The sequence below is a fragment of the Pontibacillus marinus BH030004 = DSM 16465 genome (genome assembly GCF_000425225.1).
GTDB classification, from domain to species: Bacteria; Bacillota; Bacilli; order Bacillales; family BH030062; genus Pontibacillus; species Pontibacillus marinus.
Genome location: NZ_KE384332.1, coordinates 102,728 through 123,631, shown reverse-complemented (window position 1 = coordinate 123,631; position 20,904 = coordinate 102,728). Strand labels below are relative to the sequence as shown.

21 protein-coding genes are annotated in these 20,904 nt (G+C 40.0%); 2 read left to right on the top strand and 19 right to left on the bottom strand.

Annotation, left to right across the window (positions count from 1 at the left end; all coding sequences use genetic code 11):
- Positions 1–218: 218 nt before the first annotated feature.
- From rnc to sdaAB, 9 genes are all read right to left on the bottom strand, one after another.
- Positions 219–908: a ribonuclease III gene (rnc, locus tag H514_RS0118285; protein ID WP_407946869.1), complete on the bottom strand. Its 690-nt coding sequence runs from the start codon at positions 906–908 to the stop codon at positions 219–221.
- A gap of 85 nt (positions 909–993) precedes the next feature.
- Complete coding sequence (gene acpP / locus H514_RS0118280) at positions 994–1,230, bottom strand: acyl carrier protein (RefSeq protein ID WP_027448255.1); 237 nt, start codon at positions 1,228–1,230, stop codon at positions 994–996.
- Positions 1,231–1,320: 90 nt separating this feature from the next.
- Positions 1,321–2,061: a 3-oxoacyl-[acyl-carrier-protein] reductase gene (fabG, locus tag H514_RS0118275; RefSeq protein WP_027448254.1), complete on the bottom strand. Its 741-nt coding sequence runs from the start codon at positions 2,059–2,061 to the stop codon at positions 1,321–1,323.
- Positions 2,062–2,064: 3 nt separating this feature from the next.
- Positions 2,065–3,006: an ACP S-malonyltransferase gene (gene fabD, locus H514_RS0118270; RefSeq protein ID WP_027448253.1), complete on the bottom strand. Its 942-nt coding sequence runs from the start codon at positions 3,004–3,006 to the stop codon at positions 2,065–2,067.
- Positions 3,003–4,010 carry a phosphate acyltransferase PlsX gene (gene plsX / locus H514_RS0118265; protein WP_027448252.1) on the bottom strand — a complete coding sequence of 336 codons (1,008 nt, stop codon included), beginning with the start codon at positions 4,008–4,010 and terminating at the stop codon, positions 3,003–3,005. Before plsX ends, fabD begins: the two co-directional genes overlap by 4 nt.
- A 2-nt stretch (positions 4,011–4,012) precedes the next feature.
- Positions 4,013–4,588, bottom strand: coding sequence for a transcription factor FapR (gene fapR / locus H514_RS0118260; protein ID WP_027448251.1), 576 nt, complete (start codon positions 4,586–4,588; stop codon positions 4,013–4,015).
- A 158-nt stretch (positions 4,589–4,746) separates the two neighbouring features.
- Positions 4,747–6,783 carry an ATP-dependent DNA helicase RecG gene (recG, locus tag H514_RS0118255; RefSeq protein ID WP_027448250.1) on the bottom strand — a complete coding sequence of 679 codons (2,037 nt, stop codon included), beginning with the start codon at positions 6,781–6,783 and terminating at the stop codon, positions 4,747–4,749.
- Positions 6,784–6,789: 6 nt separating this feature from the next.
- The gene (sdaAA, locus tag H514_RS0118250; protein ID WP_027448249.1) at positions 6,790–7,683 is read right to left on the bottom strand and encodes an L-serine ammonia-lyase, iron-sulfur-dependent, subunit alpha; all 894 of its coding nucleotides are present in this window, start codon (positions 7,681–7,683) and stop codon (positions 6,790–6,792) included.
- 13 nt (positions 7,684–7,696) lie between these two features.
- Positions 7,697–8,359, bottom strand: a complete 663-nt coding sequence (sdaAB, locus tag H514_RS0118245; protein WP_027448248.1) for an L-serine ammonia-lyase, iron-sulfur-dependent subunit beta — start codon at positions 8,357–8,359, stop codon at positions 7,697–7,699.
- 241 nt (positions 8,360–8,600) lie between these two features.
- Between sdaAB and H514_RS0118240 the strand changes: the two genes are divergently transcribed.
- The gene (locus H514_RS0118240; protein ID WP_027448247.1) at positions 8,601–9,875 is read left to right on the top strand and encodes an NCS2 family permease; all 1,275 of its coding nucleotides are present in this window, start codon (positions 8,601–8,603) and stop codon (positions 9,873–9,875) included.
- A gap of 665 nt (positions 9,876–10,540) precedes the next feature.
- Here H514_RS0118240 and H514_RS0118235 read toward each other — a convergent pair.
- On the bottom strand, positions 10,541–12,211 hold the full coding sequence (locus tag H514_RS0118235; RefSeq protein WP_027448246.1) for a DAK2 domain-containing protein: 1,671 nt from the start codon (positions 12,209–12,211) through the stop codon (positions 10,541–10,543).
- A gap of 32 nt (positions 12,212–12,243) precedes the next feature.
- On the bottom strand, positions 12,244–12,612 hold the full coding sequence (locus H514_RS0118230) for an Asp23/Gls24 family envelope stress response protein (RefSeq protein ID WP_027448245.1): 369 nt from the start codon (positions 12,610–12,612) through the stop codon (positions 12,244–12,246).
- A gap of 257 nt (positions 12,613–12,869) precedes the next feature.
- Between H514_RS0118230 and rpmB the strand changes: the two genes are divergently transcribed.
- Complete coding sequence (gene rpmB / locus H514_RS0118225; RefSeq protein ID WP_027448244.1) at positions 12,870–13,058, top strand: 50S ribosomal protein L28; 189 nt, start codon at positions 12,870–12,872, stop codon at positions 13,056–13,058.
- 107 nt (positions 13,059–13,165) lie between these two features.
- On the opposite strand, the gene spoVM is transcribed toward rpmB, so the two are convergent.
- The 8 genes from spoVM to fmt all read right to left on the bottom strand — a co-directional run bounded on the left by spoVM (position 13,166) and on the right by fmt (position 20,893).
- Positions 13,166–13,246 carry a stage V sporulation protein SpoVM gene (gene spoVM, locus H514_RS23485; protein ID WP_036842541.1) on the bottom strand — a complete coding sequence of 27 codons (81 nt, stop codon included), beginning with the start codon at positions 13,244–13,246 and terminating at the stop codon, positions 13,166–13,168.
- Between the two features lie 57 nt (positions 13,247–13,303).
- Positions 13,304–13,963: a thiamine diphosphokinase gene (locus H514_RS0118215; RefSeq protein ID WP_027448243.1), complete on the bottom strand. Its 660-nt coding sequence runs from the start codon at positions 13,961–13,963 to the stop codon at positions 13,304–13,306.
- Between the two features lie 63 nt (positions 13,964–14,026).
- Complete coding sequence (gene rpe / locus H514_RS0118210; RefSeq protein ID WP_027448242.1) at positions 14,027–14,677, bottom strand: ribulose-phosphate 3-epimerase; 651 nt, start codon at positions 14,675–14,677, stop codon at positions 14,027–14,029.
- Between the two features lie 3 nt (positions 14,678–14,680).
- Positions 14,681–15,562, bottom strand: a complete 882-nt coding sequence (rsgA, locus tag H514_RS0118205) for a ribosome small subunit-dependent GTPase A (RefSeq protein WP_027448241.1) — start codon at positions 15,560–15,562, stop codon at positions 14,681–14,683.
- Positions 15,563–17,560 (bottom strand): Stk1 family PASTA domain-containing Ser/Thr kinase, encoded by a 1,998-nt coding sequence (gene pknB / locus H514_RS0118200; RefSeq protein WP_027448240.1) that lies wholly within the window; start codon positions 17,558–17,560, stop codon positions 15,563–15,565.
- Positions 17,560–18,540 carry a Stp1/IreP family PP2C-type Ser/Thr phosphatase gene (locus H514_RS0118195; protein WP_324604054.1) on the bottom strand — a complete coding sequence of 327 codons (981 nt, stop codon included), beginning with the start codon at positions 18,538–18,540 and terminating at the stop codon, positions 17,560–17,562. The genes pknB and H514_RS0118195 overlap by 1 nt, the downstream gene beginning before the upstream one ends.
- Positions 18,541–18,606: 66 nt before the next feature.
- Positions 18,607–19,953, bottom strand: a complete 1,347-nt coding sequence (gene rsmB, locus H514_RS0118190) for a 16S rRNA (cytosine(967)-C(5))-methyltransferase RsmB (RefSeq protein ID WP_027448238.1) — start codon at positions 19,951–19,953, stop codon at positions 18,607–18,609.
- Positions 19,946–20,893, bottom strand: coding sequence for a methionyl-tRNA formyltransferase (gene fmt, locus H514_RS0118185; protein WP_027448237.1), 948 nt, complete (start codon positions 20,891–20,893; stop codon positions 19,946–19,948). The genes rsmB and fmt overlap by 8 nt, the downstream gene beginning before the upstream one ends.
- Between the last annotated feature and the right edge of the window lie 11 nt (positions 20,894–20,904).

Genomic DNA, 20,904 nt, shown 5'->3' with positions numbered 1-20,904 from the left:
GCGACGGAATCCCTCGGGTAGGCGACAGAATCCCACGGCTAGACGCCGAATTCCCTCGCCCCCCTGCACTACCGCCTCGCACTTTATCTCGAAACCAAGTCTTCAAGATAAGGGGGCTATAGAGGAATAATATCAAAGAAGGGCGACACCTCATATGAGGTGTCGCCCTTCTTTGATTCTACTGACAAAAACCAATCACGTTGTAGAGATGGTTACGTTTATTCAGCAGTATCAAATTCATCCAGCGCTTCTTTAGCTGCGCTTTGTTCTGCTTCTTTTTTCGTACGGCCAAGCCCGATTCCTGCACGGTCGCCCTGTATAAATACATGAGCTACGAACTCTCGATTATGAGCTGGACCTTTTTCTTCCACAATCTCATATTCAATTACGCCATTCTTCTCTCGTTGCACAACTTCTTGCAACTGACTTTTATAATCCATCGCATGCGAAAAAGCACCTTTTTTAATCTTAGGATAAACGAACTCTTCTAAAAAGCGAATAACCGTTTGAAAATCTCGATCTAAATATAAGGCACCAATAAAGGCTTCAAATACATCCGCAAGAAGAGCAGGGCGTTCACGGCCTCCTGTCATTTCTTCCCCTTTACCTAAATAGATCAATTCACTAAAGTTTAAGTCATTCGCAAATCGCACTAAGGATGCTTCACAAACTATGGATGCACGAAACTTTGTGAGCTCTCCTTCTGACATATCTGGATGCTTACGATATAAATACTGTGAGATTGCTAGCTCTAACACAGCATCCCCTAAAAACTCTAAGCGCTCGTTATCATCATATTCTTTGGTGCGATGCTCATTCACATAAGATGAATGGGTGAAAGCCTGTTCTAGTAGTGATTCATTATTAAATACAATTCCAATCTGCTCTTGAAATTTCGAAAAATCCACTGTTTTCATGCCACCTATTCTCTATTTTTCACATAAACGATAGGATACAGAGAAAGCCTCGCATTTGCGAGACTCTCCTCCTCTATTATGATTGATGACTGTTTATGTAGTTAACAGCATCGCCTACCGTTTCAATCTTTTCAGCATCTTCGTCAGAGATTTCCATGTCGAACTCATCTTCAAGCTCCATTACAAGCTCAACCACATCAAGAGAGTCTGCTTCTAGATCATCCTTGAAAGAAGCTTCCATTGTGATTTTAGACTGTTCTACATCAAGACGCTCAGCAACAATACCTTTTACACGTTCTAAAACATCTGCCATTCTCGTTCACCTCCCTTCAGTAATTATAGAAGATTCTGTTGAAAAAAACTAGATCATGAACTTATTTTCATGAATAGTTTTCAACGAAAATTACATGACCATACCACCGTCGACATGGATCGTCTGGCCAGTAATGTAATTGGAATCGTCAGAAGCTAAGAACTTCACTACTTTTGCAATATCTTCACCATTTCCTAATCGAGCTAGTGGAATCATACTATTCATGGATTCAACTTGTTCATCAGTCAATTGGTCTGTCATATCCGTTTCAATAAAGCCTGGTGCAACAGCATTAACAAGGATGTTTCGACTCGCAAGCTCTTTTGCTGATGACTTGGTCATACCGATTACTCCAGCTTTAGCTGCTACGTAATTAGCCTGACCAGGGTTTCCGCTCACACCTACAACTGATGCGATGTTAATGATTTTACCGCCCCGCTTCTTCATCATAGGACGAGTCACAGCTTTCGTAGTTAAGAAAACACCTTTAAGGTTTGTATCAATAACTTGATCAAATTCTTCCTCTTTCATGCGCATAAGGAGGTTATCTCTTGTAATACCAGCATTGTTTACTAGGATGTCGATGCCCCCGTAAGTATCGACAACTTCTTTTACCATGCTCTTAACATCATCCTCAGAAGAGACATTGGCTTGAATTTTAATTCCTTCTGAGCCAAGCTCATTAATTTCATCAACTACTTCTTGAGCTTTTTGTTCACTTCCTGCATAGTTTACTGCTACCTTCGCTCCTTGTCTGGCTAGTTCTAAAGCAATGGCACGACCTATTCCTCTAGAAGCACCTGTTACTAAGGCTACTTTTCCATCTAACATCGATTAATCCTCCTTATACCATTCTAAAAATTGTTGTAACGATTCTGGGTCTTGAATTGTAAAAGTCTTCATACGACGATTCACCTTACGAATTAAACCACTTAGTACTTTCCCATTTCCAACTTCTACAAACGCATCAATATCTTTGTCCATCATATTCTTAATGGTTTCTTCAAAACGAACCGGAGAATATAACTGTTCCACAAGCAATTCAAAAATACGAGTCTGATCTTGAATGGCTTCTGCTGTTACGTTTGCATAAACAGGAACTTCAGCATCTTGAATGGAAACATCATCAAGGGTGTCCTGAAACTTTTCACTTGCAGGTTTCATTAGGCGAGAGTGGAATGGCCCACTAACATTTAGTGGCAAAGCGCGTTTAGCACCTTTTTCTTTTAATCGTTCACACGCATTGTCGACGCCTTCTTTTGAGCCTGAAATAACAATTTGGCCAGGACAATTGTAGTTTGCTACATCTACAACTTCGCCTTGATCACGAATTTCTGCTGCTACACCATCAATCGTTTCAGCATCAAGACCAAGAACTGCAGCCATTGCACCTTCACCGGATGGTACAGCTTCCTCCATTAACTTTCCTCTAGTCTGAACGAGTTGTATGGCATCTTCTAATGATAGTGAACCAGCTGCAACTAAAGCGCTATATTCACCAAGACTATGTCCTGCCACCATTGCTGGTTTTACGCCTTCTTCATTTAATAAGTTTGTGATTACGCTACTTGTTAATAATAAAGCTGGTTGAGCGTTCTCTGTTTTTGTCAATGTTTCTTGAGGGCCTTCTAACATGTATTCGGACAATGGAACGTCTAACAAGGAATCGGCTTTATGAAATAATTCTTTTACAGAAGGATATTCATCATAAAAAGCTTTTCCCATTCCCACTTCTTGAGAGCCTTGTCCTGGAAAAACAAAAGCTACTTTCTTCATTCGTTATCCTCCTCCATAAAATCTATGTTCTGTACAGTATCAGCTATGGTTTGATTCACATCATGTTCAATCATATGGCAAGCTTGTTTAATCGCATTGTACATCGCACGGGCATTGGATGAACCATGAGCTTTAATGACTGGAGATGCTAATCCAAATAAGCCAGCTCCACCATACTCAGAGTAATCTAACTGGTCTTTCAACCCTTTGAGATCTTTTTTAACCATGCTTGCGGCCAATTTAGTCTTCCAATTCGTCATAAAAGTGTCTTTTATCATTGAAAACATGGATAAGGCTGTTCCCTCTACTGTTTTCAATGCAACATTGCCTGTAAATCCATCTGTTACGACTACATCAGCTACACCATTTAAAAGGTCACGCGCTTCAACATTTCCTACAAAGTTAACAGGGGCTTGCTTTAATTGCTCAAAAGCTTTTTTAGTAAGGTCGTTCCCTTTTCCATCTTCTGTTCCTACATTTAATAAGCCTACTCTAGGGGCTTGTATACCTCTTACATTTTCAGTATAAATCGATCCCATAACTGCATATTGAACGAGGTGTTGTGGCTTTGCATCCACATTAGCCCCTACATCTAATAATAAAAATCCTTTTCCATCAATCGTTGGAAGTGTTGGACTTAGAGCAGGACGTTCAATTCCTTTGATACGACCGACTACAAATAAGCCTGCACTCATTAAGGCTCCCGTATTCCCTGCAGATATACAAGCACCTGCTCGTCCTTCTTTAACTTCTTTAGCCATTAACACCATAGAAGCGTTCTTCTTGCGACGCACAGCACGAACAGGCTCGTCCTCACTCGTGATTACTTCCGTTGTATGTATAATATTAATAGAAGAAGCATCCTCTACTAATGGCTGGATTTTCTCTTCGTCTCCAATAAGAGTGATTTCAAGGTTCGGGATTTCTTTAACAGCTTGAACTGCTCCTAATACAATTTCTTTAGGAGCATGATCTCCTCCCATGGCATCAATTGCTATCTTCATGGTTAGGACTCTCCTTTATGTTCATTTGAACGATACATAATAAATTCACCCGAAAACACAGTTTCACTTTCAACTGAACTTACCACATTTACGATCGTTCTCCCTTTTTCATCATGCCCTTCTACACTAGCTTTAGCCACTACACGCTCACCTTGTTTAACTTGTCGTTTAAACTGGAGCTCTGATTTAGCTGTTAAAGCAAGTTCATCATTTATTACGGCAACAGCTAATGAATTGGCCTGAGCAAATAAATGGTGACCTCTCGCAATACGGTTTCGGGAAAATACATGCTCTTCTCGTATATCTAATATGGATATCGCTTTTTGATCAAGTTCTAAATCTATAACCTCACCAATAACTTCATCAAGGGGTAAGGCTTTGACCGTCTCATTCCATTGATTTGTAGCGACGGATTTAATTCGTTCGCGTAATTCAGGAATCGATAATTCCATTCGATCAAGACGAATCGTTTGTATGCTAACTCCAAAAGTTTTAGCAAGCTCTTCATCTGTAATGAATGGCATTTGTTCGATTTTTTCTTGTAAGCGTGCTTGTCGTTCCTGTTTATTTCGTTTCATACTTAACACACCGTCCAATTATGACTAGGTACTAATAGTAATATATAATACCTACCCATCTTATGCAAGGGGGAGATTTAGTCGAATACCGTTAGATTGTGGGTGTTTCTTAAGCATTTATACATAATCTTCCTTCAGCTTTCATGCCTTTCTAATTCCTAATCTAACACTTCCCCTTGTAAAACAGGGTCCTTCCGTAGTTCTTCTTTCAACCCTTTATATTCTTCATCGTTATCAAGTGAACCATTCATGATGATCGTTTGAGCATCATTGCGTGCAGTCTCTAAAGCTCGGTAATCATGAACCATATCAGCTACTTTAAATACAGGCATTCCACTTTGTTTAGTACCAAAGAAGTCTCCGGGTCCACGTAATTGCAAGTCATGCTCTGATAATTCAAATCCATCTGTTGTCTCCGTCATAACACGCATTCTCTCTTTTCCGACGTCATTCTTTGGATCTGCTAGTAATATACAGTAACTCTGAGAGCTGCCACGTCCTACTCGCCCACGTAGCTGATGAAGTTGAGATAACCCAAAGCGTTCTGCATCATAAATTAACATAATGGTAGCGTTAGGTACGTTTACACCAACTTCAACAACCGTTGTAGACACAAGCACTTGTATTTCATTTTCGGCAAACTGCCTCATGACTTCTTCTTTTTCATCTACACTTAAGCGTCCGTGCATTAACCCTACTTTTACTGAATCTGAAAAATACTGTTGAAGCTGCATATGAATATCAACAGCGTTTTGAATGTCAAGTTTATCTGATTCTTCAATCAATGGAGCGATAACATACGCCTGGTGGCCTTGATTGACTTCATTTTGTATAAAGGTAAGCACACGGTCTAGCATATGATCTTTTGCCCAATATGTCTCTACAGGTTTACGACCAGCAGGCATCTCATCTATAACAGAAACATCCATGTCACCAAAAGCTGTTATAGCAAGCGTTCTGGGGATAGGCGTTGCCGTCATAAATAAAACATCAGGTGCCAATCCTTTGTCTCGAAGTGTACGCCTTTGGTTCACACCAAATCGGTGCTGTTCATCAACAACAACTAAGCCAAGATCAGAATACTGCACATCATCCTGAATGAGCGCATGTGTACCAACAACAATATTGGCTTCATGCTGTTCAATTTGTTCAAGAATCTCACGACGACGTTTACCTTTCGTAGACCCTGTCAACAGAACAACATTAGCTTTGTCACCAAACATCTCTTGTAACGACTCATGGTGTTGTTCAGCTAAAATTTCTGTAGGCACCATCAAGGCACCCTGTTTTCCTGCTGTGATGGTCCCATAAAGTGCAATAGCTGCCACGGCTGTTTTTCCTGAACCAACATCACCTTGTAGTAGCCTATTCATTCGATAATGAGACTTCATATCATGAAGAACTTCCTTCAATGCTTTTTGTTGTGCTCCAGTCAACGTAAATGGAAGACTATTCATAAATGATGCAAGCGCATCACGATCATATTCCTGCTCATTTCCGAGTGACGACTCTCGCTTCATTTTTCGTAGCAATTGCATTTTTAACTGAAATAAAAGAAACTCCTCATAGATAAAGCGCCTTTTGGCATGCTTAAGCATTCGCCTGTCTTCAGGAAAATGCATGCTTTGAACCGCCTGATCTCGTGCTGGGAGTTTATATTGTTCAAGATACTCATACGGGAGAATCTCTTCTATGTAGGAGTGGTATTGATTAACGGCTTTATGAACCCACTTACGGAATGTAGCAAGCTTCACATCACCTTTAAGAGAATATACGGGGTCAATCGTACCTTGAGATTTGATTTTGCCTTTTTTGTATTGGCTCACGGTGATTTGGAGACGATGTTGGTCCCATTTTCCCGTGACTGTAACTGTATCACCAGGATTTAATTGCTTCTTAGCAAAAGCTCGATTAAACATAACCGCTTTAACAGCAAATTGTTCAACTTGAAGTGTTAGCATTAAGCGAGATTTTTTCCGCCCATAAAAGGTTAGGGAAGGTTCTCCAATAACCTCCCCTTCAATCGTTTCTTTTTCATTATGAACAAGCTCTGTTAGCGGTTTCACCTCGTGAACATCATAGCGGAATGGAAAATAAAACAGTAAATCTTCAATCGTGTAGATCCCCATATTCTCGAGGGATTCTTTCATCTTTTCTCCAATACCGGATACTTGTAAAACCGACTGTTGTAACACCTAGTCTCACTCTTTCTTTAAATTAATTCCGTACACTTTTGCTTCTAATTCACGCCCTGTAGGTGTTGCAGCAAGACCACCCTGTGCCGTTTCTTTTAAAGCGGTTGGCATGGACTGACCAATCTTGAACATCGCATCGATCACTTCATCACAAGGAATTCGACTCGTCACACCTGCTAGCGCCATGTCTGCAGCTACAACAGCATTTGAAGCTCCCATAGCATTCCGCTTCACACAAGGCACTTCAACAAGACCAGCAACCGGATCACACACTAGACCAAGCATATTTTTCAACGTAATAGCCATGGCTTCTGCACTTTGAGCAGGAGTTCCTCCAGCCATTTCTACAATAGCTCCGGCAGCCATACCAGCAGCAGATCCTACTTCTGCCTGACAACCTCCTGCTGCACCAGAAATGGAAGCATTATTTGCAACAACAAACCCAAACGCACCTGAGGTAAATAAGTAGCGTACCATTTGCTCTCGAGTTGGGTTTAATTTATTTTTTACAGCAAAGAGAGTACCTGGTACACAACCAGCACTTCCAGCTGTCGGTGTCGCACAAATTGTTCCCATAGCTGCGTTTACTTCGTTTGTGGCTACTGCTTTACTTACCGCATCCATTAAGATATCTCCAGATAACGGTTCATGATTTTGCATATATTTTTGGATTAATACTGCGTCTCCACCTGTAAGACCAGAGTGTGATTCAACACCCTTAAGGCCATCTTCAATGGCTTTTTCCATAACGTCTAAGTTTTTCTCCATTTGGCCATAGACTTCATCATAGGACAAATCCTTAACATTCATCTCTTGTCGGATCATCAATTCAGAGATTGATATATTTTCACTTTCACAAAGTTCAACCATTTCAGCTACATTTCGAAATAGTACCTTCATTCAAAACTCCCCCTTATTCCACTACTTTAGCTACTTGCAATATATTGTCAAATGCTTCAAGTTCTTTTAACACATTATCCGAGACATTTTGGTCAACTTCGATCACCATTAGCGCTTCTTTCCCAACTTCTTTACGAGAAACTTCCATATGACCAATGTTTAACTCATGCTTAGCGAGCGCCTGTGTAACAGTAGCGATAGCTCCAAAACGATCATTGTGCATGACTAAAATCGCTGGGTGTTCTCCTGATAAACGAAGCTCAAATCCATTTAATTCAGTAATTTCAGCCTTTCCACCACCGATAGAAATTCCTACAAGCTCGATGTCACCGTCATCATCCCCAATACGAACTCGAGCAGTATTAGGGTGATCTGTGTGTGCATCCTCTTCATGAAATTGTACTTTAATGCCTTTTTCTTTAGCTACTTCTAATGACTTACTAATTCGTGGATCATATGTGTCGTAATCTAATATGCCACCCATTAAGGCCACATCTGTACCATGACCTTTATATGTCTTAGCAAAAGATCCATATAAATGAATCTTCACCCACTTCGGTTCTCTTCCGAATAAAGAGCGTGTAACTCGCCCAATACGTGCAGCACCTGCTGTATGAGAACTAGAAGGTCCAATCATAATAGGACCAATAATATCAAAAACGGATTTGTATTTCATTATGCCACCATCCTCTTTTGCTTCTTCATTTCTATATTTATTTTTGTAAACGCATTCATTCTTTTAAAATAGCACAAAACTTTAACCATATCTATTATAACAAAAATCATCTCTTTCGAATAATGGTTGATAAATTCCTAGAAAGTTCTTATAATAAACTCTTGTGGATTAGGTGCAATCGCTTTACTAGTGATTACACGTAATCGGGCGGGAGAGGGCTACAATTGAACGAGGATTGCAAATGAAACAACAGAACCTAGATACAACAGGTCATTCTGTTCGTAAGGATATAACTGCTGGACTTATTGGCTATTTAACAACCGTTTATATTGTTGCTGTGAATAGTTCGATTTTAAGTGAAGCAGGTGTATCGGTTCAAAATGCAATGATCGCGACGATTCTAGCAAGTTTTGTAGGATGTGTGCTACTGGGACTATGGGCCAACGCACCAATGATTTTAATTCCTGGCATGGGAGTTAATGCGTTGTTTGCGTATTCCATTGTTCAAGGAGCAGGGCTCACCTTCCAAGAAGGATTAGGTGTCGTATTGGTATCCTCCGTCTTATTTATCATAGTTGCTATGACAAAACTAGGCGGATGGCTCCAAACAGCCATACCTGATAGCCTTAAGCATGCCATTACAGTCGGACTCGGCTTTTTCTTAACACTTATTGGGTTAGAAAAAGGGGGTCTCGTTGTAAGAGGTGAACATTCTCTTATTGAATTAGGAGACCTCACTTCCCCTATTGTAATGGTAAGTTTACTGACTCTAGGAATCGGAATTTTTCTTTTTGTCAAAAACGTACCTGGCCACTTTTTAATTACGATGGCTTCTGGAACGTTATTGGCCTATATGTTTGGTGTGTTAGACGGAAAAACAGGTGTCAATCAGAACTTAGATGTTCAGTGGGCATTCATGCCATCCTTCTCAGCTATTGATGAACTAGCGTTTTGGATGGGCGTATTTCCATTAACGATTGTTCTTGTGTTTGAGAACATGGGACTCATTAACGGTCAGTTAAGCATGCTAAATCAACAAGATAAATTCCGTAAATCGTTCAAGTCCACTGCATTCTCAGCCTTAACTTGTGCTTTCTTCGGGACGTCACCAACTGTTTCTTCTGCAGAAAGTGCAGCGGTAATTGCATCAGAAGGGAAAACTGGTAAGGCATCGATTACAACAGGAGTTCTTTTCCTTGTAACGATTCTTTTCATTCCATTTATCTCATGGATCCCTTCGATGGCTATTAGTCCTATTTTAATTATTGTAGGGGCTTTAATGGTACAGAATATCCGCCATATTTCTCTCGAGGATCTGTCTGAAGCGATTCCTGCTTTCTTGATTATGGTGATGATTCCGTTCACGTATAGCATTGCGGATGGAATGGCATTTGGATTTATTGCTTACCCGATTGTGAAGTTCGCGATTGGGAAGAAAAAAGAAATCTCTGTGCCTATTGTCATCATTGCATGCATGTTTTTAGCTGAGTTTATTATGAAGTCAATTGGATATTGATCTGGAAAAAGCCGCTTGGACCCAAGCGGCTTTTTTTGTATGGGAGAAATCATGAGATCTTCATTTATAGCCCCCTTGTTGAAGACTTGGTTTCGAGATAAGGTGCGTATGGTTCCGTTGCCTTTGTGCAGATCGGCGGGCTGTGGAACGGGTTGCTTTCCCCGGAAGACCGATCGAGCTTCCTCGTCACTTCGTTCCTGCGGGATCTCGCTCGCCCTTTCTACCGGAGGAGTCACCCCGTTCCACAGCCCGCCTTAGCCGAATGGAGATTAACGGAACCGCCGTAATTCTGGGATGAGGTGTTCTGTTTCCAGGTAGTATAAGCCTATCATGACAAGACTCTGAACAACTTCTCTGAATATGATTTCCAACCAACATGAGGTGGGATAGTCAAATTATGGTCCGTTAGTTTCTATAAACGCGTGGAGGGAAGGAAACGGCAAACTGTCGTGGTACAAAGGGAAGACGAGACCCCGCAGGCACGAGGAGGCTCGGCTTTTCTTCCACAACAGGCTTGCCGTTTCACTGACCGCAACAAACTACTCAATAGCAACGGACTCCTCCCAACCAATATCTCGGAATCAAGTCTTCAACAATCCTGCCATAGCTGAATACACAAAAAATGCCTGCAAGCTAATCGCTTGTAGGCATTTTATAGATAAGTCTTATTCAACTGAAAAGATGAAAGAATAGATCGGCTGGTTTCCTTTGTGGACTTCAACCTCTAAATCTTCAAAGTTTTCCTCTAAGAAAGCTTCTAAAGCTTCAACCTCTTCCGTTGTCGCTTCTTCACCTTGTAGAATTGTAAGAATTTCATCTTCCTCTTCGTCAATCATATCAGATAGAAGACCTTTAGCTGCTTCTAATTTTTCTTTATGAGTAATGGAGATCTTTCCATCCTTAATCCCCATAAAGTTCCCCTCTTCGATATCCAAACCATCGATTTGGGTATCGCGAACAGCATAGGTTAACTGACCTGTCTTCACAGCACTTGCTGCTTCTTGCATACCTTCAGAATTATCCTCGATGGATTGCTCAGGGTTAAAGGCTAATAAAGCACTCATACCTTGAGGTACTGTTTTTGTTGGAACAACGGTTACATTATCCTCAGCAAGGTCTGCAGCTTGTTCAGCAGCCATAATGATGTTTTTGTTATTCGGTAAAAGAATGACATTTTTCGCATGCGCTTCTTGAATGGCCTCTGCTAAATCCTGAGTACTTGGATTCATCGTTTGGCCACCTTCAATAACAACCGTAGCTCCTAGGCTTTCGAACATTTGTTTAATACCTGATCCCATAGCAACCGTAACAATAGCGTAGTCCGCTTTTTCTTCTGATTTTGGTTGGGCCTTTTTCTGTTCTCCTACGATAGAAGTGTGTTGTTCGCGCATGTTTTCAATTTTCATGTTAATTAAACTACCGAAACGTTGTCCAAGATTCATCGCATCGCCTGGATGTTCAGCGTGAACGTGTACTTTTACAAGTTCATCATCGGAAACAACTAATAAAGAATCCCCTATTTCACTTAATTCATTACGGAATGTATCCTCGTCAAATGGGTTCTCTTGTAATTTTTCATCTTCAAACTTCACCATGAATTCTGTGCAATAACCGAACTCGATCTCTGACGTATCCATGAAGTCTTGTGCTAATTTGTGGTGTTCAGCGTTAACCATCTCATCCATTGATGGAGTGGTTTCAGTACTTTCAGGAAGCTCTTCTCCCTTAAGATTAGCTAAAAACCCTTCATAGATCGTTACGAGGCCTTGTCCACCACTATCAACTACACCAACTTCTTTTAAAACAGGTAGTAGTTCTGGTGTGCGTTTTAAAGATGCATTCGCATGCTTAAGTACATCTTCCATGAACTCAATAATATCTTCATGGTCTTCAGCAGCTTTTTGAGCTGCTTCAGCTGAATCTTTTGCAACGGTTAAAATCGTTCCTTCAACAGGCTTCATTACAGCTTTATACGCTGTCTTCACACCTGCATCAAAGGCTTCAGCTAAATCAGCAGTTGTAATGGTTTGTTTATCTTCAACTGCCTTTGAAAATCCACGGAACAACTGAGACAAAATGACTCCAGAGTTCCCACGCGCTCCCATTAACAATCCTTTGGCAAAGCTTTTTGCTACTTCTCCAACATGATCATTTTGAACATTACGCACCTCATTAGCTCCTGAGGTCATAGATAAATTCATATTCGTTCCTGTATCACCATCTGGCACAGGAAACACATTGAGAGCGTCGATCATTTTTGCATTATTCGTTAAATGGTGTGCTCCTGAGAGTACCATTTGGGCAAATGTTGCTCCATCTAACGTACGTGTCGTCACTCCAGCTTCCTCCTTCATTTCAACCTTGATCCCTATTCGTCGTCTTGGGCCACACGAACTCCTTGAATATAAATATTAACGGAGTCCACAGATAATCCAACGGTTTGATTTAAGGTGTATTTTACTTGGGATTGCACATTATGCGCTACCTCTGAAATTTTCGTTCCATAGCTTACAATAATGTACATATCGATATGTACAGATTCTTCCTCTTGGCGAACAATTACACCTCTAGAAAAATTCTCTTTACGAAGAATTTCGGCTATGCCGTCTTTCAATTGGTTCTTTGAAGCCATCCCTACAATGCCGTAGCATTCTACTGCAGCTCCCCCTGCGACGGTAGCGATCACATCATTTGTGATGGTTACATGACCATAGTTTGTATTTAAATCGATGGACATAAGTATCCTCCTTCGTTCTTCTTAAACTTAAGGTCATTTTACTATAAGCTCTTCATTTTTAAAAGTTTTATCCGTTTTATACCTATGCATGTACAGAAAAACCCCTTATTACAATGAATCAAAACCATTAGTCTGTCAAGTTTATTTTCTTGATATATTTTGTGTGAATCCTTGAAAAACTATGAGTGATATGATAAATTGTATAAGTATTTGAAGACATACAAGAAAGCTTTATATGCAAGTAGGAGGGAAAAAATATGAGCCGTAAATGTGAAATCACAGGTCGTAAAACAACTTCTGGAAACCACCGTTCACACGCGATGAATGCGAATAAACGTAAGTTCAAATCAAATGTACAAAAAGTACGTGTTATGATTGACGGAAAGCCTCAAAAGGTTTACGTTTCAACTCGCGCATTGAAATCTGGTAAGGTTCAACGCGTTTAATCATAAACGCTGCAAAAAAAGCACCCAATTTTGGGTGCTTTTTTTGTTTCATAATCTTTTTCAGATGACATGTAATAATAGCATGGTGTAAACAACGTAAACCGTTGTTAATTCTTCTTAAATGTGCCCATAACTACGCGTACAAAACCACCAATAAAGCGTGGGAGTTTAATTGTATAGAACTTCATTCGTTCCCCCTCCTCTACCATACTGTGACCAAGAATTGATTAGATGATAGCCAGGATCTACATTGATACCTCATTTACATCTCGGCTCTTTACAAGTAATAGTATGCCTTCATTAAATGAAAAAGTACCTTTTTCTGAAATAAGCTTATTTGAAATACATAAAGTCGAGCCCCATGGTACGTCTTGATTCTCTAGAGGATAGTAGAAACCTTCCAATGTTATCCCTTTAACCTCAGGTGTGAATGGAATAAAGGAGATATTCGGATAAAGATCATCATACTCTACTATATGTGTTCCAGACTTCCTTAATTCAACCCAATTTCCTTTATCAATAACAATGCCTCGAATGCCTTTCTCTTCAAGAGGGTAAAGAAGTTGCAAATTAATTAAACCATGATCCATACGACCGCCTGTTACCCCAAACAAATATAAAACATCTGGCTGATAGGAGTATGCTTTTTGCAAAGCTAGTTCAAGGTCTGTCTCATCTTTCTCTGAAGGATGCTCCTCAAAATGCTGAGCTTTCTCTTGTATGAGAGACTTTTCTTCATTCGTCACGGAGTCAAAATCCCCTACAGCTTCTGTGGGTTGAATCCCTTGACTTAATAAAACATGAGCCCCTCGGTCTGCTCCTATCCAAAGAACTTCCTCATCAAAAAGTCTTAAATCAGGAATCGCTTCTTCAGGTCCTCCCCCAACAATCGCTACTTTTCTCATATCAAACACCTACCTTACTATCATTACAAAAAACTGCCTTTTGAATAAAAGGCAGTTTTCTTATTATTTATCATTTAAAATGTCTTGAATAGCTTTAGCTCGGTCTTCTTGTTTAAATACAGCACTACCTGCTACAAGAACATCAGCACCTGCATCAACACATCGTTTTGCCGTACCTTTTTTGACTCCTCCGTCGATCTCAATTTCAAAAGAGAGGCCTAGTTCTTCACGCCATGAAGATACTTGCTCAATTTTTGGAACAACTGAATCAATAAAGGATTGTCCACCAAAACCAGGGTTCACAGTCATTAGAAGAACAAGATCTACATCAGCTAAGATTGGTTTAATGAGCTCAGCTGGTGTAGCTGGGTTGATTACGACTCCAGCCTTCACACCATAGCTCTTAATCAACTGAATCGTTCTATGCAAGTGAGGGCATGCCTCTTGATGGACCGTGATAATATCTGATCCAGCCTTAGCAAACTGTTCGATATATTGATCTGGATTTTCAATCATTAAGTGTACGTCGAGTGGTAAATCGGTTATCGGACGAATCGATTCAACAATAAGAGGTCCGATTGTAATATTAGGTACAAAGTGGCCATCCATGACATCCACATGAATATAATCACTACCGCCTCGTTCAACATCTTTTATTTCTTCACCTAACTTTGAAAAGTCTGCAGATAGAATTGATGGTGCAATCTTTGTCATATGTTAATACCTCGGCTTTCTGTTCTGAATTTCCTCTAAAAATTGTAGATAATGCTCATATCGGTATTCAGGAATATCTCCATTTTGTACAGCTTCTTTCACAGCACACTTCGGCTCTTTTTTATGCAAGCATCCACGAAACTTACAATACTCTCCATGCTCTCTCAGTTCAGGAAAACAGTCAGGTAGCTCATCATACTCAAGGGTTTGGAACTCTAACGAACTAAACCCAGGAGTATCGGCTACAAGGCCTCCATACATATCAATCAACTCTACATGACGCGTTGTGTGTTTTCCTCGGCCAAGACTTTTAGAAATATCATTCGTTTCAAGGTCTAATTGAGGTTTCAACGCATTAAGCATTGAAGATTTCCCTACCCCAGACTGCCCAGCTATGACCGTTACTTTATCCTCTAAATATGAGGATACTTCATGCAAGCTGTCTTCTATTTTCGATGAGCCAACCACTACTTGATACCCAAGCGCCTCATAATCTTTTTTATAGGATTCAATAGAAGCTTGACCATCCTCACTCAATAAATCCATCTTAGTTAGAACTATGATCGGTTCAATGTTCATAGATTCAATAAGTACTAAGAAACGATCTAGTAAGAGTGGTTTGAAATCTGGTTCGACAACGGATGATACTATGATCGCTTGATCTATGTTAGCTATTGGTGGTCGTACGAGTTCATTTTTCCTAGGTTGGACGTCAAGGATATAACCTTCTTCGTTTTGATCCATTTCAAATGTAACGTCATCGCCAACTAAAAGTGTAATTTTCTTTTTTCGAAAGTTCCCTCTTCCTTTACATTGATATACAGAACCTTCGGATTGTACATAATAAAAGCCGCTTAACGATTTTATAATTTTACCGATTGGCATTTACTCATTTTCACCTTCTTCATATGGTACAACTTCCTCTTTTACAACGGTATCATCAAGCATCACTTTATAACGAGCTTCTCCCCCTGCCGGGATCGTCAAGTTTAGGTTGTATTGGGTGCTCTCTCTAATTTTTTCTTCCCTTGCAACCTCCGTGATGTCTCGATTCATATCACCTATATAGATTTTAACCTTGTGTTTTTCTGGTTTTTCTTTATCATCTTCATCTTGATTTTCATTCACTCTTATCGTAAATGTCACTACTTTATTTACCGGAGGTTTCTCTTTCATCCCTTTAGAAACCCATACTTCCACTTCAGTCCCAGGAGTAACTTGTGCATATGGTTCAGGCTTCTGTCGAATGACCTCTCCCTCAGGTACGGTTTCAGAAAACTCATATTTGGGTTCTTTTAGAGAAATATTATTGGTTTCTCCAACTACGTTATACACTTCTTCCAATGTTTTTCCTGTCAAATCACGTAGTGTGACTTTCTTAGGACCATCACTCACTTCAAAAATGACTGTTGTGTTTTCTGGAATAACCATCTCCCCAGGGTTGGGCTCAGTTTGGCGAATAATTTCACCCTTAGGTATATCAGGATTATTCATAGTGTATTTAATTACAGAATACCCTTTTCCTTCGAGTAGCTTCTTAACTTGTGAAAATGTTTGTCCCACATAGTCATCAAATTTCACACGCTCTTTTCCTAAACTCGAAAAGACCGTTACACGTGCGCCCTCTTTTATCGTAGTACCTGCCGCAGGATCCGTTTTAATTACATAACCTTCCTTCACTTCATTGGAATGGATTGATTCACGCCTTACTTCAAGGTTTTGCTCACTAAGCTGTTCAAATGCATCTGCATATTCCATGCCTGACACATCTTCAACTTGGACATCTTTAGGGATAAGTAATTTAGGCAAGAAGAACAAACCAGCAATTCCTGCTGCAACAACGAATAAAAGTAAGCCTATTAACCAAGGTTTCCACCTAAACGACTTCTTTGCTTTATTTTCTTTATTCTCATTCTTAAAGCTTGAATGATCTGTATTATGAATGATCGTCTCGTCCTTAGCCCCATCTTCTTTATACATATCGTTTGTTATAACTGGAATTGCCTTTGTAACTTCCTCATCTTCTGGAACAGGTATAACAAACTTCTCTTCATTTTGACGAGAAGGATGAAGAGCTTTTTCCAAGTCTTCTACCATATCATGAACATCATTATATCTGTGAAACGGATCCTTAGCAGTTGCTTTTAATACAACATTCTCAACGCTTTGAGGAGTGTCAGGATTCCACCTTTTTAATGAAGGGGTTTCACTTTGCAAATGTTTCAAAGCAATCGAAACAGCAGATTGGCCTGAAAATGGCAATCGACCTGTAAGCATTTCAAACATGACTATACCAATTGAGTAGATATCTGATTTCTTTGTTGCCATACCTCCACGAGCTTGTTCAGGAGACAAATAATGAACGGATCCTAAAACAGAATTGGTTTGTGTTAAAGATGTAGCACTTAACGCCATTGCAATGCCGAAGTCCGTTACTTTCACTTGTTTATGTTCATCAATTAAGATGTTTTGAGGCTTAATATCGCGATGAATAATATCATTGTCATGTGCATGAGTAATAGCAGCAGTAATCTGTTTTGTAATTTCCAAAGATTCCTCTACTTCAAGTGGACCATAGGTTTGTATGTATTGCTTCAAGGTCATCCCGTCTACATATTCCATCACCATATAATAAATATGTTCCTCTTCACCAACATCATAAATATTGACGATATTCGGATGTGATAAACTTGTAGCTGAATGGGCTTCACGTCGAAAACGAGCAATAAATTCATCATCATTCGCATATTCTAACCGTAACACTTTGATCGCTACGTCGCGATTAAGAATTGTGTCCCTCGCTACATAAACATTCGCCATGCCTCCGCCACCAATGGTTTCACGGATCTCATAGCGATCATTCAGTAAATGGCCATTGAGCATTAGGATGCACCTTCTTCCATAGGCTCATCATAATGCACAAGCACTAATGAGATGTTATCCTCTCCACCACGTTCATTAGCGAATTGAATTAGCTTCTCAGCTGCTTGCTCTAGAGGTAATGGTTCTTCAACAAATTCAATTAATTCATCGTCTGACATTTTGTTAGATAGACCGTCCGAGCATAGCAACAGCTTATTATCCTCTGTCCATCCAATAGTCTTTACATCTACGCTTGTTTCTTCTTCTGTTCCAAGAGCTTTCAATAATACATTTTTACGAGGGTGATGTTCTGCATCCTGCGTAGATATTTGGCCTGTCCGAACGAGTTCATTAACTAATGAATGGTCTTCAGTAACTTGTTTGAATCCAAACTCGTTAGCAAGATAACAACGACTGTCACCAATATGAGCTACGGTAATGAATTCATCCGTACCAATTGAAGCAACGATTGTCGTCCCCATTCCCTGACATTCCTCATTTTCCACCGCATGTTGGAATACTTCTTTATTAATATCCTGGATTTGTTCATTCAACCATTTTTCTGCATCTTCAGGAGTTTCAATCTTTTCAGCTTCTAGCCATCTTTTATGTATAGAAGTTGTTGCAATATTACTTGCAACATCACCAGCACGATGACCACCCATGCCATCAGCCACAACAGCTAAAAACTGATCATGTTGATTGAAAAAGATTCCCCCTGCATCTTCGTTATGGCTACGAACTTGACCTTTGTCTGTTAAAAAATAGCCATTCATGGTTTCACCTCGTCTCTTTCTTACGTTCCATAGCACGTTACTTCCCACAAGTGTTTTTATGTTTACTATAGGATGGATTTCTCCTACTTCCATAATTACCACAAAGGCTATACGTTCTCCTGCATCACTGCAAGCTTTTTGTACTTTTCCTTCGTAACATTCGTGAACGTATAACCTCTGTACTGATATAAACTCTTCATCTAGTTTATCATGAAGTTTTGTCATAAGGGTTAATCAATTTATTTCAGAACCTTTAACCCCCTGTCTATTTTATTCGTTTCACAAGGATCGTTATGCCTTCTTCAATCTCGTTAAAAAGAAACCATCTGTATCAAAATCCTGAGGGAATAATTGTAAACCCCATTCTGTAATTCCTGGTAAGTCTCGAGCTTCTTCAGGAAGTTCATCGAAAAATGCTTGGTCCACCTCATACTCAGGATGATCCTCCAGAAACTGTTGAATACGCTTTTCATTCTCTTCATGGTCAACTGTACACGTACTATAAACCAATTTCCCATTTTCTTTTAGCAGTGAACTCACAGCATCTAACAGTTCTCCCTGAATGTTAGATAGAGCCAAAATATCATCCGTTGTTTTTGAGTATTTAATATCAGGTTTACCACGGACAACTCCAAGCCCGGAGCAAGGTGCGTCCAGTAAAATCCGATCAAAAGTATTTTCCTCATGCATGGAAGGTAAGTTACGTCCGTCCGCCTGCTTAGCTGTAATGTTTTCAAGTCCAAGTTGTTCGGCTTTATCTCGAACAAGCTTTACTTTCTTTTCATGTAGATCATAAGCAAACACTTCACCCGTATCATTTAGCTTTTCAGCAATATGAGTAGCCTTACCCCCTGGTGCCGAGCAAGCATCTAAAACTTTCATATCAGCTTTCAAATCCATCATTTCACCAACAAGCATAGAACTCTCATCCTGAATTGTGACAAAACCTTGTTGAAATAAAGCATGATTTACGATATTTCCTTTAAAAATAAGAATTCCTTGTGGAGATAATAATGATGGTTCACAATCGAAGCCATCTTGCTGCAAGCGATCGATAACCCTTTCTCTAGTAGCTTTCATAGGGTTAATTCGCACGCTCATCGTTGGACGCTGCAAGTTCTGATGACACATACTTTTCGTTTCATCCACGCCATACATATCAATCCAACGCTTCACAAGCCATAATGGATGACTCGTTTCAACAGCCAACCTTTCTACTGGATCTTCGATAGAATCAAGTGAAGGAAGTCCTTTGCGTTGAACATTACGCAAAATCCCATTCACCATAGACACAATTCCTTTGTGACCACGTTTTTTTGAAATCTCAACCGCTTCATTAATAACAGCATGATCTGGTACTCGTTCTAGATATACCATTTGATAAACTGACATATAAAGAAGCCAAAGCACCCATGGCTTTAGCTTACTTTTCTTTTGAACAAAGGGTGTAATATAAAAGTCTAATGTATGTTTGCGTTGGATCGTACCATAGACAATTTCCGTTAACAGAGAAGTGTCGCGATTGCTTAGACCTCTCTTTTCAATTGCTTGGTTAATAAGGAGATGACTATACCCACCTCCATCTCCAACACGTGTTAAAATATCTAATGCCGCATTTCGTAATGCCATATTACTCATCGTCTTCTCCTAACATTTCACCAAGGTAAAGAGCTTGTCCAGCTCCTCTTAAGAAAGAACCAGCGTCCATACGTTTTTTACCTGAAGGTTGTAAATCCAAAATTTTTATGCCTTTGTGATCACCACATAGGACTACAAATCCATCTTCATCGATCTGGACAACTTCACCTGGTCTACCATCAAAGTTTTCCTCAACCTTTTGCCCCCACCAAACTTTCATAGGTTTGCCATTCCATTTTGTAAAGGCAACAGGCCATGGGTGAAGGCCACGAATATGATTGTAATTCGTCCAAGCATTTTTTGACCAATCAATTTCTTCTTGCTCACGTTTAATATTGGAAGCAAACGTCACCTTGGATTCATCTTGTTTCACAGGTTCAATGTCACCCTTGAGCAGTGCAGGTAACGTTTCGCTTAAAAGCTCTGCGCCCGCTGCTGCCAGTTTATCATGAAGGGTTCCAACATGGTCTTGGTCCTCTATTTCAACAGATTTCTGAGACAGAACATCCCCTGCATCTAAAGCTTCAACCATATACATGATCGAAATACCTGTTTCCTTCTTCCCTTGCAAAATGGAATAATGGATCGGAGCGCCGCCGCGTAATTCCGGTAATAAGGATGCATGGACGTTAATACACCCATACTCTGGTCCTTCTAAAAGCTCTTTCGGCAAAATTTGTCCAAAAGCAGCTGTTATGATTAGATCAGGTTCAAAGGCTAATACATCCTCATATTCATGTTTGATTTTCTCTGGTTGCAATACTGGAATATCATGATGCTCCGCTTCCACTTTTACTGGTGGAGGTGTAAGCTCACGTTTTCTTCCTTTTGGTCGATCCGGCTGTGTAACAACGGCTACAACATGATAGCCATCTTTTATAACTCTTTGAAGAACAGGTACGGCAAAATCCGGCGTACCCATAAACACGATGCGTTTCATCCGGATATCTC

Coding starts and splice junctions, on each gene's coding strand:
- acpP (WP_027448255.1), bottom strand. CDS start 1,230: ATGGCAGATGTTTTAGAACGTGTAAAAGGTATTGTTGCTGAGCGTCTT.
- fabG (WP_027448254.1), bottom strand. CDS start 2,061: ATGTTAGATGGAAAAGTAGCCTTAGTAACAGGTGCTTCTAGAGGAATA.
- fabD (WP_027448253.1), bottom strand. CDS start 3,006: ATGAAGAAAGTAGCTTTTGTTTTTCCAGGACAAGGCTCTCAAGAAGTG.
- plsX (WP_027448252.1), bottom strand. CDS start 4,010: ATGAAGATAGCAATTGATGCCATGGGAGGAGATCATGCTCCTAAAGAA.
- fapR (WP_027448251.1), bottom strand. CDS start 4,588: ATGAAACGAAATAAACAGGAACGACAAGCACGCTTACAAGAAAAAATC.
- sdaAA (WP_027448249.1), bottom strand. CDS start 7,683: ATGAAGGTACTATTTCGAAATGTAGCTGAAATGGTTGAACTTTGTGAA.
- sdaAB (WP_027448248.1), bottom strand. CDS start 8,359: ATGAAATACAAATCCGTTTTTGATATTATTGGTCCTATTATGATTGGA.
- H514_RS0118240 (WP_027448247.1), top strand. CDS start 8,601: ATGAAACAACAGAACCTAGATACAACAGGTCATTCTGTTCGTAAGGAT.
- H514_RS0118230 (WP_027448245.1), bottom strand. CDS start 12,612: ATGTCCATCGATTTAAATACAAACTATGGTCATGTAACCATCACAAAT.
- rpmB (WP_027448244.1), top strand. CDS start 12,870: ATGAGCCGTAAATGTGAAATCACAGGTCGTAAAACAACTTCTGGAAAC.
- spoVM (WP_036842541.1), bottom strand. CDS start 13,246: ATGAAGTTCTATACAATTAAACTCCCACGCTTTATTGGTGGTTTTGTA.
- H514_RS0118215 (WP_027448243.1), bottom strand. CDS start 13,963: ATGAGAAAAGTAGCGATTGTTGGGGGAGGACCTGAAGAAGCGATTCCT.
- rpe (WP_027448242.1), bottom strand. CDS start 14,677: ATGACAAAGATTGCACCATCAATTCTATCTGCAGACTTTTCAAAGTTA.
- rsgA (WP_027448241.1), bottom strand. CDS start 15,562: ATGCCAATCGGTAAAATTATAAAATCGTTAAGCGGCTTTTATTATGTA.
- pknB (WP_027448240.1), bottom strand. CDS start 17,560: ATGCTCAATGGCCATTTACTGAATGATCGCTATGAGATCCGTGAAACC.
- H514_RS0118195 (WP_324604054.1), bottom strand. CDS start 18,540: ATGACAAAACTTCATGATAAACTAGATGAAGAGTTTATATCAGTACAG.
- rsmB (WP_027448238.1), bottom strand. CDS start 19,953: ATGAGTAATATGGCATTACGAAATGCGGCATTAGATATTTTAACACGT.
- fmt (WP_027448237.1), bottom strand. CDS start 20,893: ATGAAACGCATCGTGTTTATGGGTACGCCGGATTTTGCCGTACCTGTT.